The sequence below is a fragment of the Undibacterium sp. genome, assembly GCF_030683615.1.
Lineage (GTDB): Bacteria > Pseudomonadota > Gammaproteobacteria > Burkholderiales > Burkholderiaceae_D > Undibacterium > Undibacterium umbellatum.
In genome coordinates this window covers 249,216-262,309 of the sequence record NZ_JAUXQE010000030.1, presented here as the reverse complement: position 1 = coordinate 262,309, position 13,094 = coordinate 249,216, and the positions used below count along the sequence as shown (strand labels likewise).

Here is a 13,094-nt window from a genome sequence, read left to right as displayed (position 1 = left end):
GGACTGCACATCCATGCCATATTATCCATGCCATATGTCAGTCCGGCGACGCACGATAAAGATAACATATTTTCAACTATCAACGATAGAGGACCAGCAACTCAGGCTGGTATTTTCTTGCCCACCTGTTGCTGACTGAGCAGCCTGTAGCGCCGTGCATCGCGCCAGCACTCGTACACCAGATACAGTGCATAAGCCAGGCAGCCTAACTGTATGCCCTTATCCAGACCTTGCAAATCCAGTATCGTCGGCGTACCCGTGCTGACGATGAGAGCATCCAGCTGGCTGAAGAAGAGAAACAGGATCACGTACAAGCTGTTTTGCAGGATGTTCAATTGCAGCTTCAACTTGCTCCAGACCGGCTGGCTGGCACACCAGATACCAAACACGACTGAAGCGATCAGCAACAAACTCATCCATGGCAGATACGCTGTGATGGCAGGCGAAAAATCCACCCGCAATTGTTGCAAGCTGGCTTCCGACATCCAGTACTTATGCCAGATCAGCAGCAGGATAAAACCGCAGCCAGACAAATCAGTGATGATGTCGCTACCGCGTATCTGTTGCCAGTCATGTTCCTGCTCAGGCAAGTCTTGCACCCGCCAGCCCTTGTTGCTGGCCCAGTTGGGCAACATCCCGCTTTTCGCCGCCAGATAAAACACCAGCGTCACCGAGGTAAACACCAGTGCCCCCTGCTCTATAAAGCCAGCCAGCAATTGCATCAGGGCCTGCCATACCTTGTAATGGGTTGCTGCCAAAAACACGGTGCCACTTTTCAGTGTCTGTAACAGCAGGGTAATGCCCAGGGCATAGCTCATGACCAGCTTGTAGGCGGGCATCAATTCACTGCTGACCAGCGGGGTGACAGGGGCATAGCGGGCAGCTACCTGGGCCGGATGGCCGAGTTTTTCCAACACGGCAGCCACGTCATCCTGGCTGGCTTCCCTGCCGGTTTGTTCATGGATAGCATCGAGTTGATCCAGGATGTTGGCCTGCAGTTCGCGGCCTATGTCTTCTCTTTGCGCCTGCGGCAATTCCAGCTTGACCGCATGTATGTATTTTTGCAGCAGATTCATCGTCCAGTCTCCAAAATAGTAGTCAGCGTGCCATTCAAGGCTTGCCATTCCTGCGTGAGTTTTTCCAGTAATTCCACACCTTCTTGCGACAGGGTGTAATAGCGTCTTTCACGGCCTTCACCCTGTTGCCATTCACTGTCGAGCAAACCCTGGTCAGCCAGCCGCCTGACCAGGGGATACAAAGTACCTTCATCGATATCCAGTCCATGATCGAGCAAGGCTTTGCGCAGGGAATAGCCATACTGCGCCTGTCGCAAGGAGCCGAGCACGGCCAGCACCAGCGCGCCGCGCCTTAGCTCCAGGCGCATTTTGTCCAACCGGTCTTCTGACATGTCTTAGATTCCTTTCTTTTTCACCTATACTGTGTCGTGCACAGCATAATACTATGCGCCACACAGTAAAGATGCAAGTTCTTTTTTAATGGCTTGTATCAAGGCTGGCTTTGCTCCCCTATTTCCTTAATTCATCAGATTTTTTTTGCTTTCGTCGGAAAATGCGAGACGAAAGCCGTGCAGGCAATTATTCTTGGCAGCAATCGCAAATAAGAAGGAAATAACAATGTTCACGACTATCTGGTTTATCTTACGTGCCAGTTTTGGCTGGAGTGCGCTGATCCTGTTCATGACGATATTCATTGCTAACGGGATATTCGGAAGCCATATGCCGGGTGAATTCATCCTCCTCCCTTTAAGCCTGGTCGTGTTGGTCATGGGTATCAGCTTTTCGCATGTGCGCAGGGTAAGGCTGATTTCCAGCAATGTGACGGCCTCGACGCTGGCGAACCGCCAGCGCCGCCAGATAGAAATCCCGCTGGAAGCCAGTGAGGCCTTTGAACTGGTCGATGCTGCGATACGTGAATTGCCAGGTGCCGAAGATGCCGAGAGTGCCAGGGACAGCCTGCAAGTACGCGCCAAGATCAAGCGCATAGATCCTTATCAGGCAAACTTTATTGATGATTTGAAAGTCCTCGATTTTTTGGCCACCAAGCGCAACCAGATCCTGGCGACCATCACACCCGGCGATGGCATCGGCAGCCTGACCCTGATTTGCGAACCGGAGCGCCCGGCCTGGACTGATTTTTTCCTGGTCGACAATGGGACAAACCTGGAAAATGCCGAAGCCATCACCCGCGCCATTACCCGCCGCATTGCAGAACGCAGGCGCAAGGAAAAAGCCAGCGCTGCGCAATCCGTCACTGAAAAAGAATTGACGGTCGCCAAGCTGAATTTGTTGCACGCCCAGGTGGAACCGCACTTCCTGTACAACACCCTGGCCAGTGCGCAGTTGCTGACGCGGGCTGATCCGGCCGCGGCTGACCAGATGCTGGGCAACCTGATTACTTACTTGCGCCACTCCCTGCCACGCACTGAAGATACAGCTTCCACCATAGGCGAAGAACTGGAACGCTCCATTGCCTATCTGGACATCATGAAGATACGCATGGGCGCACGGCTGAATATACAAATACAAGTACCAGCAGAATTGAAAACCCTGCCCTTCCCCATGATGATGTTGCAAACTCTGGTAGAAAATGCCATCAAGCATGGCCTGGAACCCAAGACTGACGGCGGCACGATCTGGATCATTGCCAGGCAGCATGAAGGCAATGTCGCCGTCACTGTCGCCGATGATGGAAACGGCCTGGGCACCGAAATTGGCGGCACTGGCATAGGCTTGAAGAATGTGCGTGAACGCTTGCGTCTGGCGCATGGCAATGCAGCTGGTTTCGTGCTGGTTGGTAACTTCCCCAGCGGTGTTGCTGCCACTATCACAGTCCCCGTCATTAAAGCGAAGGGAGAGCAACATGCCTAGATGTGTCATCGCCGAAGATGAAAGCCTGTTGCGTGAAGCCTTGTTGCAGCAACTCAGCCTGGCCTGGCCAGAGCTGGAAATTGCAGCGGCCTGTGATGATGGTGGCAGCGCGCTGGAAGCCATCGCCATGCATCAGCCAGATGTGGTGTTCCTCGATATCCGCATGCCAGGTTTGAGTGGCCTGGAAGTAGCAGCCGCCATGACTGAAGTCAGCCCGCGCAGCCAGATCGTGTTCGTCACTGCCTATAACCAGTATGCCATCGATGCCTTTGAAAAAGGTGCCGTCGATTATCTGTTGAAACCGATTACCCAAGACAGGTTGCTGGCCACCGTCAAGCGCCTGCAAATGCGTGCGCTGACTGGCGCGATAGATTTGCAGGCTGTCAGCGCCCTGGTGCGCCAGCTTAGCGGCGGCCCGGCAGATGTGCCCAAACCGGCACCGCTGGTGTGGATCACCGCCAGCGTAGGCGCTGAGACCCGGCTCATCATGGTTGATGATATTGCCTACTTCCAGGCTGACAGCAAATACACCGTGGTCATGACCGCCGAGGGTGAATCCCTGTTGCGCAAACCCGTACGTGATTTGTTGCAGGTGCTGGATAACAGCATGTTCAAACAGATACACAGATCGACTATCGTCAACCTGCGCGCGATTGCCTCCGTCAGCCGCGACGATACGGGTAAAGGCCTGGTCAAACTAAAGACACGGCCAGAGACGCTGAGTGTCAGCCAGCCCTTCATGGTCTTGTTCAGGAATATGTAAAGCATGCGCTATTACAATCATCACGCTTTTATGCAGGCCCTGATTCACGCCAGCAAGTCCCTGCTGGCCCTGTCGGCGGCGGTCAGCCTCAAGGTACTGGACGCCCAGGACAGCGATGGTAATTACCTGTATGCACGTGGCCGCCACAAGTATTTTGGCATAGGCGCACTGGTGATTTTCTTTGCCGTGTTTGCCGGTTATGGCATGGCGCATATGCTGGCGACCATGGTCAATGTCAGCAGCACGGGTGCCATCATTGCCGGTTGCCTGTGGGCAGTATTCCAGTGGTGCCTGGAGCGACAGATGATCATGTCGATACAGTCAGATGCCAGTTGGGGTGCGAAGAGCATGGGCCTGTTCTGGCGCAGTCTGCTGGCCCTGCTGTCGGCGATTACCATGGTCTACCCTTTTTATGTCGACAGCAACCGCGCTGAAATCACGGTAAAAACCGGCGAACTGGAACGTAGCCGCCTGATACACAACCTGCAAAGTGCGCAACAGGCAACGGGCTTGCCAGCCCTGCAGCAAGATGTAGTAGCAATGGATGACAAGCTGAAAAAGGCAGAAGAAAAACTGTATGGCGAACCGCCACAAATGGCAGAAATGCGCCAGCAGTTACAGACCCTGCGTGAGCTGGCAAAAACCGAAGAGCGCCGCAGCAATGGCCAGATCGCCAACTGGCGCAAAGCCATGACGGTAGCCTTGCCTGCAGAAGCTGTCTTGCTGGAACAAAAAATCAGCGCCGCACAAAATCGCATCACCGCCGCCAGGGTCAGATGCCTGCGACAAGAACAGGACATCAACCAGACCCTGATCGCCTGGCGCAAAGAAAAACTGGCTGAGAAAGCGCAACTGGCAGAAGAGCGTCATCAAGCCAATACGATAGTCAACAAAGCCAGGTCCGATGCACAGGCACTGGAAAAAACCCAGTCAGCACATATACAGGCCGCATCGCACGCCGGTTTCGCCGCCGACTTTGCCGCCACCTGGGACATGCTGCAAAACGATGTACACAGACGCCTGCAATTCATCTGGTGGCTGTTGTGGTTTTTAACGATAGAACTGGTCGCCATCATCGTCAAGTTCACCAGCCACACTGATGTCGATGCCAGGTTGAATGCCGACGAATACCTGCTGAAACTGGGCATAGCCAGCAACAGCCGCGTGCGCCAGGCGCAAATTGAAGTCGCGCAATTACGCGAACTGACTGCCCTCAAGGGCGAGCACGCTGCCTTGCAAGCGGACGATGGCATCAGCGCCGCAGCGCTCGCCACCATACGGCAAATGCAGCAACTGGAGCAGCAAGCCAATTTTAGTTCCAGTATCAGCTCCGGCAATGCGTCTTCGGGCTTGCGGTCTCTATTGCAAGAAACCCTGAACACCATGAATGCGAATTTTTTGCGCTTGCTGGCACCCAAATAAAGGGGTCTAATAGCGCCACGATTATTTCCAGTCCATCAGCCCATGAAACTCGCCGTCATCGCTTTTGCAGCCTTGTCCAGCACGATGTATTCTGCGTCAGCCGCAGAAGCCTGGATAACACAAAACAGCGGCACCGAAGTTGAGTTGCGCGGCTTGTCCGTGGTTAGCAACAAAGTCGCCTGGGCCAGCGGTGCCAGGGCCACCATCTTGCGTACCATTGATGGTGAACACTGGCAGAGCATGCAGGTAGCAGGTGCAGATGGCCTGGATTTTCGTGACATCCATGGCTTTAATGCCCAGCATGCCATCGCCATGAGTGCCGGGCCAGGCGCTTTGTCACGTCTCTACGAAACCAGCGATGGTGGTGCCAGCTGGAAATTGCTGAAGACCAATGAAGCCAGTACAGGGTTCTGGGATGCGATCTCTTTTGTTGATGGCAAGCAAGGGATGATATTTGGTGATGCTGTCGATGGCCAGTTCCAGGTCTTGTTGACGTCTGACGGTGGCCAGAACTGGCAAGAACGCCGCCATGTCGGCTTGACTGCCCTGGCCAACGAAGGTGCTTTTGCCGCCAGTGGCACTTGCCTGGCCACTTATGGCAGCAAGCATGCCTGGCTGGTCAGCGGCAGTGCTGAACAGGCACGTGTGTTTGCCAGTACCGATGCAGGCATGAGCTGGTCAGTCGCGACCCTGCCTCTGGCTGCTGCAGTCGCCAGCAAGGGTGCATTCTCGGTAGCTTTCCTGGATGAAAAACATGGCATGGTAGTCGGTGGTGACTACAAACTCCCGCAACTCGATAGACTGAATGGGGCGCGTACGGAAGATGGCGGCAAGACCTGGTTGCCAGCACCGGTATCGCCGCAGGGCTTTATGTCCGTCATCGCTACCGTACCTGGTGCCAGCAGCACTTATGTGGCGGCGGGCCTGGCCGGTTCCGGCATTTCGCATGATGCAGGCAAGACCTGGCAAGTGCTGGATAAAACACCTGTGAATACGGTGGCTTTCACCAATCCACAAACTGGCTGGGCAGTTGGTCCCAAAGGTTTACTCATGAAGTTCAATTATGTGTCAAAATAGTATTGCTGAGTAAAATCCTGACAAGTAGATGCTGGTACTAAAAAGTGTCCGGCCTGTCCGCAGTGTCCGCTAAAGATGTGCATAAGCGGACAGTCTGCCGCTGAATTTGCAGCAGCCTACATACTTAAGTATGTGCTTTTGCTCAGTTTCATGTCTGGCACGCTCTTTGCATTTATCATAGCAAGACTGCCATTCTGCAAAAGCCCTGCGGTAGACAATAAGGAATATAAAAATGAAAACGAGACTGAATTTACTGGTGAAGCTGGGACTTGCAAGCACCCTGCTGGGTGCCATGCTGGTTGGCAATGCTGCGCCTTTGGCAGTATCCAATCTGGATGCCCAGCTGATTTCCTACTTCCGCCCTTATGCCCCTGCGGCAGAAGTGCTGGTTAAAAAAGTGGAAAAGAACCTGCCTGCCGAAAAAATCGAAGCAGCAGCCAAGGCTGCAGAGAAAAGCAAAGCGGTGAATGACACCCAGATTTGCGAAGACACTGAGGCAAATAAAAATCTAGACGCCGAAGGTTTTCAAGGCAGGCAGTCTGGCATGACCAAGCTGCGCTAAAGATTCAAGCGGCATCAGCCAGTATCCAGCACTTTAGTGAGTAGCCCCACCGGCAATGCGCAAGTCTTTGTCGGTTTTTAATACACTTTCCAATACTTTCAAGATCGCTGTCTTCAGCATCTCCAGCGGCATGCTGGCCGCACCAGTATGAGCAACCGCCTGTTCCGGCAAATAAGGGATGTGGATAAAACCTGCCCTTTGTATGCAATCCATGCTGCTTGCCATGTGCATCAGGCCATAGAACACATGGTTGCAGACAAAAGTGCCTGCGGTTTGTGATATGGAGGCCGGTATCCCGCTCAGATGCAATTCCTGTGCTATTGCCTTGATGGGCAAGCTGCTGAAATAGGCAGCCGGGCCACCTGACACCACCGGCACATCGACAGGTTGTGCACCGGCATTGTCAGACATGCGGGCGTCATCGACATTGATGGCGATGCGCTCCAGGCTGATATCCGCCCGCCCCCCAGCCTGACCCAGGCAAATCACGATAGCTGGCTGATGCTGCCTGAGCGCAACATCCAGTATCAACAATGAATTCACGAATTCACAAGGCAGGCGGGCGCTGACGATCTGGTGGCTGTCGCCTATCAGCAAACCATCCAGCCTGCGCACGACTTCCCACGAGGGATTGCTTTGCTCGCCGCCAAAGGGATCAAATCCCGTCAGTAAGATGCGCTTCATGCCAGCCCCCTTGTACAATTATGAAAATACCAAGAAGTGTATCAACAGGATAGTACAACCTCGGGCCAGCGATGCGGTGAATATTTAGTAACTTAGAGACTATTTAACTTTAGCAGGAAAATTGCAAAATTCAGGCTACAACACCCGATACGCCAGTCGGTCCAGCCGCGTGCCACTAAGCCGCCCCAGCAATTTGCGTACAGGATCAGGGTAATCAGTGTTTTTTTCCAGCTCACGATAGTGTGTGATGACCGCCGTTTTTTCCATGATGCTGTTCAACTCATCTTGTCTTTGCTGCCGCAATTCATGCTGCGGATCATGGATCAGCAAGGCGTTTTCCAGGTCGAGGCGAAAGGCGCGCGGGTTGAGGTTATTGCCGGTCATGAGGGCATAATCCTGGTCTATCCACATGCCTTTGAGATGGTAGGTATTATCATCATCCTTCCACAGGCGCAGTTGCAATTGCCCGCTGCTGATGTCTGCCTGATGGGATTTGGCAAAGCGACGCAGATTGACCTCATACAGATACGGCAAGGCCGCAATGACCTTGAAAGGCTGCTCTGGCGGGATGAAGAAGTCATTGGCTGTCTTGTCGCCAACGATGACGCAAATGCGCACTCCGCGCTTCAGGGCGCGGTTGATTTCACGGGTGACCGCCAGCGGGAAATTGAAGTAAGGCGTGCAGATGGTGATCTGCGTCTTGCTGGCAGACAGCAACTGGCAAATGACTTTGTTGAGCGGATTATTTTTGCCGACGCCCACCAGCGGCGTCACACTCAGGCGATGTCTGTCGTATTCTTGTTCGGCCATGCTGCAGTCATAACGGGCGCTTTTCAGCTTACTCCTGAACTGCTTGATTTCGCGGCGTATGCTACGCGTAGCGGGTATCTCAGGCATATCCAGCCTGTGCACGGCAGCGGCAGATAACAAGTGTTCACGGATGAATTGCACCATGCAGTTGGCCAGCACTTTGTTATGGATCAGCAGGTAACGGTCATGACGGTATTTGTCTTGTTTGTGCAGATACACATTGTTCAGGCTGGCACCGCTATAGATGACTTCATCATCAATGACGAAGCCTTTCAAATGCAGCACACCAAATAATTCGCGGGTTTGTACCGGTATTCCATACAGCGGCACAGCATAGGCATTTGCCTTGCTGGTCTCTTGATACCAGGCTGCATTGCCGCCACTTTTTGCAGCACCAATCAAACCCCGTTGCGCCCGGTGCCAGTCGACCAGGACATCAATATCGAGCTCAGGGCGGGCAGCCTTGGCGGCATATAGTGCCTGCAAGATCTCAGCGCCTGCTTCATCATTTTGCAGGTACAGGCTGCATAAATATATCCTGTGCCTGGCAGCGGCAATTTTTGCCAGCAAAGTGTTGCGGTAGTCTGCTGCACTAAGCAGCGTCTGGACGGTATCTGCCTGTAACGGGATGCCGTTTAAATGCGTAAGGTCGGAAGCGGACTTGAAGAGGCGCATGTCTATCTATGGATACCAGTGAAAACCTGATGATGGTAACACCAGCGCGGCCTCAGGTGCTAGCGAAACAGATGCGCCATCCTGAAGCTGGAATATTGCCCCAGTTGCTGGAAATGCTGATCCAGCCAGACTTGCGCCCTTGCCCTGCCCTCTGCGTGCAGGCTGTGCAAAAAAGCCGCCTGTGCATTCATTTTGCTGTGGCTGCTTAACTGGCTCATGAGTTCAGGTGCAGCAATCACATGCAGGTTCAATTTGCGCAGACGACGTTCCAGCCTGCCCCAGGTCAGCCAGCCACGATCTGCTTCGCGCTTTGCCAGTAACAAACCCTGCAATTCAGTGTGAAAGGTAGAACTGAAACTCATCTCAGTCAGCCGCTGCCAGATTTCGTTGACTGTGGAAGGCACCTCCCCCCTGGGCTGGGCATGTAGGAGAATAGCGATAATGTCGGGCGCCTTGCATTTATGTACTAGCGGGAATAATGGAGGGTTGGCAGTCAGGCCGCCGTCCCAGTGTGCCTCGCCGTCTATCTCGACCGCCCTGTGTATCATGGGCAGGCAGGCTGAAGCCAGCAAGACATCCAGGCTCATCTGGCGGTTGCGAAACAGTTTCAAGCTACCAGTACTGACCTGTGTCGTGGCGATGAAGAGCTCAATGCCAGGTTGCTGACGCAAGCGTTCAAAGTCTATCTGCGCCGCCAGGATATCTCGCAAGGGGTTGATGTCGAAGGGATTGAGCTGGCTAGGTGAAAAGAAACGCGCCCAGGAAAACAAATGCTTGATGGCGGCTGGCAATTCAGATTGTGTCGCAATATCAGCCGTCAACGCATGTTCATCCATGACTGAGCTAAAGGGGGAACTGCTGGCGACGCTATCCCAGAAATTTTTCAGTGACTCTCTGGCACCATCTGCCCCGCCCTGCAGATAACCATGTGCCAGCGCCACCGCATTCATGGCCCCCGCACTGGAACCGCTGATCGCCTCTATGCTGATGCGCCCATCTTCGAGCAAACGGTCCAGAACGCCCCAAGTCAGTGCGCCATGTGATCCGCCGCCTTGCAATGCCAGTGTGACTGCCTTATTCATTCTATTCCCTTTCAAGAGGCGTATGCCATGAGGGAGAGTGAATCATGGAGGTGACCGGCTTATGACCTGGTCAGTGTGAGGGAATGGCAAGCAAGTGATGTGCCTGTGGGGGATGGTAGATTGGGCCAGGCCTAATTAACCTAACCCAAGCTTCGATGTTACAAGCGTTTCCACACCTGCCACCACTCCCTGCCCGCAAACACGGGTATGGAGTCACTGACAGCCCGCTCTTCAAGCAAGGCAAAATACGGCGACATCAATCCCGTAAATGCTGCGCTGTGTATGATGAACGGAGGCCCTTTCAGCGACGCATCTTCAGCATCATCAAAAAAGAAATACCCTGCCAGCAAGGCACCTGAGGGCAAAAGTGTCGCCCAGCGCTTGACGATATCTGCCCGCATCGCAGGAGGTAGTGCGCAAAAGAAGGCGCGTTCATAAATCAAGTCCAGCGGTTGTGCGGGAGTGTAGGCAAAAAAATCTGCCTCGATGACATGCTTGCCCCACTCACCTATCGCCGCTTGCGCGCTGCGCACGGCAGCAGGGGAAAAATCGATAGCCACCACCGGCCAGCCTGCCTGTGCCAGAAAAGCCGCTTCGTAACCATTGCCGCAACCGGGGATCAGAACATTCATTGGCCCGGCAGCAGTCTGCATGAAGGCTTGTAAATCCGCCGGAACATTACCCTTGTCCCAGGGCGTGAAGTTTTTTTCAAAACGTTCATCCCAGAATTGCGGGTTACGCGGATCGCGGTTCAGGAATTCAGCCATGCTGCATCTATCCAATTTTGAAATAGAAATGCAGCAGCAATTGTGCCACCACAACGCCAGAAAACAGGCCCGCACCGAAATACACGATAGTGCGCAACAGGCGATTGGTGCGTCTTTGCTCTGTCAACAAAGCCATCAGCATTTCATCGCTATGCCCAGGTTCGGCAGCACGTGTCAGAGCCTGGTGTGCCAGGCGTGGCAATTGCGGAAAGATGTGGCTATAGCGCGGTGCTTCGTCCTTGAGTTTTTCTATCAGGCCGCGCCAGCCTACCTGTTCGCTCATCCAGCGTTCCAGATAAGGTTTGGCGGTTTTCCATAAATCCAGGTCAGGGTCGAGCTGACGCCCCAGGCCCTCGATATTGAGCAGGGTTTTTTGCAGCAGCACCAGTTGCGGTTGCACTTCTACATTGAAACGGCGTGAAGTCTGGAACAGACGCAGCAAGACCTGGCCAAAAGAAATGTCTTTCAAAGGGCGGTCAAAAATAGGTTCGCAACAGGCGCGCACTGCCGCTTCAAGTTCATCTACCCGGGTATCCTTGGGCGCCCAGCCTGACTCTATATGTGCTTCTGCCACGCGCTTGTAATCGCGGCGGAAGAAGGCCAGAAAGTTTTGCGACAGATAATCCTTGTCGAAATCATTGAGAGTGCCAACGATGCCAAAATCCAGGGCAATATAACGGCCCAGGGTAGCAGGTGCCGTCGATACCAGGATATTACCGGGATGCATATCTGCATGAAAAAAACCATCGCGAAACACCTGGGTAAAGAAGATGGTGACGCCATCACGCGAGAGTTTGCCCAGATCAACGCCAGCTTCGCGCAATTTATCCAGTTGTGAAATCGGTATGCCCTGCATGCGCTCCATGACGATGACGGAAGACGAACAATAATCCCAGTGCATCTCTGGTACCATCAGCAAATCCGAGTCGGCAAAATTGCGGCGCAACTGGCTGCCATTGGCCGCCTCTCGCATGAGATCGAGTTCATCGTGCAGGTATTTGTCAAACTCGCCGACCACTTCTTTGGCTTTCAGACGCTTGCCATCGGCCCATAAAGCTTCCAGCCAGCCGGCAGCAATTTGCATGAGGGCGACGTCATCATCAATAACCTCTTTCATGCCTGGCCGCAGTACCTTGACGGCAACTTCGCGGCCATCTTTCAATGTCGCGAAATGCACCTGGGCAATGGATGCCGAAGCCACTGGAACGCGCTCAAAACTGGCGAACAACTGATCAGGATGCGCGCCCAAAGATTTTTTGATTTGCGCTATCGCCAGATCAGGGTCAAAGGAGGGTACGCGGTCTTGCAAGTGTGCCAGCTCTTCGGCAATATCAAATGGCATGAGGTCACGCCGGGTTGACAATACCTGGCCAAATTTGACGAAGATGGGGCCGAGTTCTTCCAGAGCCTTGCGCAGGCGCTCGCCACGCGGGGCCGAGATGTCCCGCCAAAATATCAATATGTCTATCAGGCGCGCGGTGCGTGGCACCGATAAACCGGAAATTGCGATTTCATCTATGCCATATTTGATGGCGATACGTATAATTTTTGCCAGCCTCAGAAACTTCAATATCATCCGCGCAACCTTTCCAGTTTTTCGATGCGCTTGATAAGACGCTCGACATCATCCCGCGTCTTGTTGACTTCGGTACTAAAGCCCTGCACGGCCTTGGGCCGCACCAGCATGGGGTTTTCTTCCAAAAAATATTCTGCCAAATTCTCCTGGATTTTCTGATGGGTTTCCAGCGCAGTCTGGTGCAGGGATTTGGCCAAGCCCACCATGCGGACTGCTGCCACGTCACCAAACAGTTTGCTCAGATCTTCTTCCGCTTCCCAGCGCAAATTCTGGCTGAGATTGGAAATAGTGTTGGCAAAGTCCGCATCACCTTCAATTTTGACATAAGAAAAAGCACGCTCACGGTTTTGCGCTATCAGCGGCAAGTCACTTAGTTTGACGTAGATGGTCACTTGCACCTGATCACCGGCAGCGGCGCTTTCCAGCAGGCCATCTGGCGCGACTTTGAGGCGTAATTGCATGGTTTGCATGTCTATGCAGGCAATCTTGCCAGCGTGTGGCAAGAGCTTGTTCCTGGCCCAGCTTTCTTGTGCCAAAAGATGATTGATAAAGGGTGCAATGGAGATCATGTTCAAATCAGGGCAATTACAAAATACCTGGCCAGCATGGAATGCTCAGCCGGAAATATCATGCAAAAAAAATCGTGCAAATAAAAAACCGCCCGGCAATTTGCGGGGCGGCTTCCAGTTTAACAGCTAATCGCAGCGAGCATCGCTGCGTAGCATCAAACTCTTTCAAGGACTCTCGCAAAATTATTCCAGCAAGACTGCAGCGACGACGAAAGTACG

At 53.4% G+C, this 13,094-nt stretch carries 13 protein-coding genes; 5 read left to right on the top strand and 8 right to left on the bottom strand.

The window, feature by feature from the left end; translation table 11 throughout:
- Positions 1 to 101: 101 nt before the first annotated feature.
- Positions 102 to 1,076 (bottom strand): hypothetical protein, encoded by a 975-nt coding sequence (locus Q8K39_RS15660; RefSeq protein WP_305261604.1) that lies wholly within the window; start codon positions 1,074 to 1,076, stop codon positions 102 to 104.
- Entirely contained in the window at positions 1,073 to 1,408 is a 336-nt protein-coding gene (locus tag Q8K39_RS15655) for a PadR family transcriptional regulator (RefSeq protein WP_305261602.1), read from the bottom strand. Before Q8K39_RS15655 ends, Q8K39_RS15660 begins: the two co-directional genes overlap by 4 nt.
- Before the next feature lie 226 nt (positions 1,409 to 1,634).
- Here Q8K39_RS15655 and Q8K39_RS15650 point away from each other — a divergent pair, with 226 nt between their 5' ends.
- The 5 genes from Q8K39_RS15650 (at position 1,635) to Q8K39_RS15630 (ending at position 6,712) form a co-directional block, all read left to right on the top strand.
- Complete coding sequence (locus Q8K39_RS15650) at positions 1,635 to 2,888, top strand: sensor histidine kinase (protein ID WP_305261600.1); 1,254 nt, start codon at positions 1,635 to 1,637, stop codon at positions 2,886 to 2,888.
- Positions 2,881 to 3,651: a LytTR family DNA-binding domain-containing protein gene (locus Q8K39_RS15645; RefSeq protein ID WP_305261598.1), complete on the top strand. Its 771-nt coding sequence runs from the start codon at positions 2,881 to 2,883 to the stop codon at positions 3,649 to 3,651. Before Q8K39_RS15650 ends, Q8K39_RS15645 begins: the two co-directional genes overlap by 8 nt.
- A 3-nt stretch (positions 3,652 to 3,654) precedes the next feature.
- Positions 3,655 to 5,073: a DUF4407 domain-containing protein gene (locus Q8K39_RS15640; RefSeq protein ID WP_305261596.1), complete on the top strand. Its 1,419-nt coding sequence runs from the start codon at positions 3,655 to 3,657 to the stop codon at positions 5,071 to 5,073.
- A gap of 42 nt (positions 5,074 to 5,115) precedes the next feature.
- Entirely contained in the window at positions 5,116 to 6,150 is a 1,035-nt protein-coding gene (locus Q8K39_RS15635) for a hypothetical protein (RefSeq protein WP_305261594.1), read from the top strand.
- Positions 6,151 to 6,382: 232 nt separating this feature from the next.
- Positions 6,383 to 6,712: a hypothetical protein gene (locus Q8K39_RS15630; protein WP_186953355.1), complete on the top strand. Its 330-nt coding sequence runs from the start codon at positions 6,383 to 6,385 to the stop codon at positions 6,710 to 6,712.
- A gap of 33 nt (positions 6,713 to 6,745) precedes the next feature.
- On the opposite strand, the gene pcp is transcribed toward Q8K39_RS15630, so the two are convergent.
- The 6 genes from pcp to Q8K39_RS15600 form a co-directional block, all read right to left on the bottom strand.
- The gene (pcp, locus tag Q8K39_RS15625) at positions 6,746 to 7,396 is read right to left on the bottom strand and encodes a pyroglutamyl-peptidase I (RefSeq protein ID WP_305261589.1); all 651 of its coding nucleotides are present in this window, start codon (positions 7,394 to 7,396) and stop codon (positions 6,746 to 6,748) included.
- Positions 7,397 to 7,531: 135 nt separating this feature from the next.
- Positions 7,532 to 8,881: a CDP-diacylglycerol--serine O-phosphatidyltransferase gene (pssA, locus tag Q8K39_RS15620; RefSeq protein WP_305261587.1), complete on the bottom strand. Its 1,350-nt coding sequence runs from the start codon at positions 8,879 to 8,881 to the stop codon at positions 7,532 to 7,534.
- Positions 8,882 to 8,940: 59 nt separating this feature from the next.
- A complete protein-coding gene (locus tag Q8K39_RS15615; RefSeq protein WP_305261586.1) occupies positions 8,941 to 9,963 on the bottom strand; it encodes a patatin-like phospholipase family protein in 1,023 nt (340 codons plus the stop codon).
- Positions 9,964 to 10,121: 158 nt separating this feature from the next.
- Entirely contained in the window at positions 10,122 to 10,730 is a 609-nt protein-coding gene (locus tag Q8K39_RS15610; protein ID WP_305261584.1) for a methyltransferase domain-containing protein, read from the bottom strand.
- A 7-nt stretch (positions 10,731 to 10,737) separates the two neighbouring features.
- On the bottom strand, positions 10,738 to 12,306 hold the full coding sequence (ubiB, locus tag Q8K39_RS15605; protein ID WP_305261582.1) for a ubiquinone biosynthesis regulatory protein kinase UbiB: 1,569 nt from the start codon (positions 12,304 to 12,306) through the stop codon (positions 10,738 to 10,740).
- A complete protein-coding gene (locus Q8K39_RS15600) occupies positions 12,303 to 12,875 on the bottom strand; it encodes an SCP2 domain-containing protein (protein ID WP_305261579.1) in 573 nt (190 codons plus the stop codon). The genes ubiB and Q8K39_RS15600 overlap by 4 nt, the downstream gene beginning before the upstream one ends.
- Positions 12,876 to 13,094: the final 219 nt, after the last annotated feature.

Excerpts from the sequence above, each read along its gene's own strand:
- Q8K39_RS15660 (WP_305261604.1), bottom strand. The coding sequence starts at position 1,076 with ATGAATCTGCTGCAAAAATACATACATGCGGTCAAGCTGGAATTGCCG.
- Q8K39_RS15655 (WP_305261602.1), bottom strand. The coding sequence starts at position 1,408 with ATGTCAGAAGACCGGTTGGACAAAATGCGCCTGGAGCTAAGGCGCGGC.
- Q8K39_RS15650 (WP_305261600.1), top strand. The coding sequence starts at position 1,635 with ATGTTCACGACTATCTGGTTTATCTTACGTGCCAGTTTTGGCTGGAGT.
- Q8K39_RS15645 (WP_305261598.1), top strand. The coding sequence starts at position 2,881 with ATGCCTAGATGTGTCATCGCCGAAGATGAAAGCCTGTTGCGTGAAGCC.
- Q8K39_RS15640 (WP_305261596.1), top strand. The coding sequence starts at position 3,655 with ATGCGCTATTACAATCATCACGCTTTTATGCAGGCCCTGATTCACGCC.
- Q8K39_RS15635 (WP_305261594.1), top strand. The coding sequence starts at position 5,116 with ATGAAACTCGCCGTCATCGCTTTTGCAGCCTTGTCCAGCACGATGTAT.
- Q8K39_RS15630 (WP_186953355.1), top strand. The coding sequence starts at position 6,383 with ATGAAAACGAGACTGAATTTACTGGTGAAGCTGGGACTTGCAAGCACC.
- pcp (WP_305261589.1), bottom strand. The coding sequence starts at position 7,396 with ATGAAGCGCATCTTACTGACGGGATTTGATCCCTTTGGCGGCGAGCAA.
- pssA (WP_305261587.1), bottom strand. The coding sequence starts at position 8,881 with ATGCGCCTCTTCAAGTCCGCTTCCGACCTTACGCATTTAAACGGCATC.
- Q8K39_RS15615 (WP_305261586.1), bottom strand. The coding sequence starts at position 9,963 with ATGAATAAGGCAGTCACACTGGCATTGCAAGGCGGCGGATCACATGGC.
- Q8K39_RS15610 (WP_305261584.1), bottom strand. The coding sequence starts at position 10,730 with ATGGCTGAATTCCTGAACCGCGATCCGCGTAACCCGCAATTCTGGGAT.
- ubiB (WP_305261582.1), bottom strand. The coding sequence starts at position 12,306 with ATGATATTGAAGTTTCTGAGGCTGGCAAAAATTATACGTATCGCCATC.
- Q8K39_RS15600 (WP_305261579.1), bottom strand. The coding sequence starts at position 12,875 with ATGATCTCCATTGCACCCTTTATCAATCATCTTTTGGCACAAGAAAGC.